The following is a 1,136-nucleotide window of genomic DNA, read 5'->3' on the forward strand; positions in this document are numbered from 1 at the left end:
CATACATGAACCCAAGGTTGTACTGGGCAGCGGCATGGCCCTGCTCGGCAGCCTGGCGATACCAGCGCATCGCTTGGCTATCGTCCTGAGCCACCCCGCGGCCTTTGGCATACATGAACCCAAGGCTGTACTGGGCAGCGGCATTTCCTTTCTCGGCGGCCTTGCGATACCAGTACACCGCTTGACCATCGTCCTGCGCCACCCCGCGGCCATTGGTATGGCTCAACCCGAGGTTTCTCTGGGCAGCGGTATGGCCCTGCTCGGCGGCCTGGCGATACCAGTGCGCCGCTTGACCATCGTCCTGCGCCACCCCGCGGCCAACGGTATAGCTCAACCCAAGGTTAAACTGGGCATCAGCATTTCCCTGTTCGGCGGCCTGGCGATACCAGTGCACCGCTTGGCTATCGTCCTGAGCCACCCCCTGGCCGTTAGCGTACATCTCTCCGAATAATAACTGGGCAGCGGCATTGCCCTGTAATGCTTGTTTCTCAATCGATAAAAAAATGGCAGCATTATTATCTGGCTCTATTACAACATTCATTGCCGCCTGTGGCCATAATGCTGCTAACCATGCGTCAACCCCCCAATTAGCTAATTGCTCGTCAAAACCATAATCCTCATGCAGCGATGCACCTAACTGAGCGCGCAAAATGTGGCGTTCAGAAAGACTCGACGTTGCGACTAATTTTTTGACTAGCCCCTCTTCGGCCAATAAGAGTAAAATCCTAACCTGACGCTTATGGCCGCTTTCATTGCATAAATCAGCGAATAGCGCCTTTAAACGACCCGGTTGATTGGCAATGTCAATCCCGAAGTTATTGATTACTTGCGCTAAAACCGGCGCCGGTTCACCTTTATTGATCATTGGCTTTTTCATTAACATCTTGATGAACTCTAATGGTAGCCCTATATAGAGCTATACATCCAAAAACAAACATAACAATGAAAATCAAATCCACATAGTTACTATAATTATGCGAGCTAATTGCAAAAATTATAACCAAAAACATCCAAAGCAAAGCCAAAAAAAATAAGCCTCTCCCAAATAATTCTCGATTTTTTTAATCAATGATACATGGTGCACTGAGTTGGCATGATTTTGAGGAGGGTTCACGATTGTAACCGTTCACCGGGAG

General features: G+C 49.4%; 1 protein-coding gene. It reads right to left on the reverse strand.

The genetic code is table 11. From position 1 onward, the window contains the following. Nucleotides 1-865, reverse strand: an 865-nt coding sequence (locus BN1125_RS19380; protein ID WP_208854240.1) for a tetratricopeptide repeat protein, incomplete at its 3' end; no start/stop codon positions are given. Between the last annotated feature and the right edge of the window lie 271 nt (nucleotides 866-1,136).

The organism is Aeromonas fluvialis (assembly GCF_000819885.1).
GTDB lineage: Bacteria > Pseudomonadota > Gammaproteobacteria > Enterobacterales > Aeromonadaceae > Aeromonas > Aeromonas fluvialis.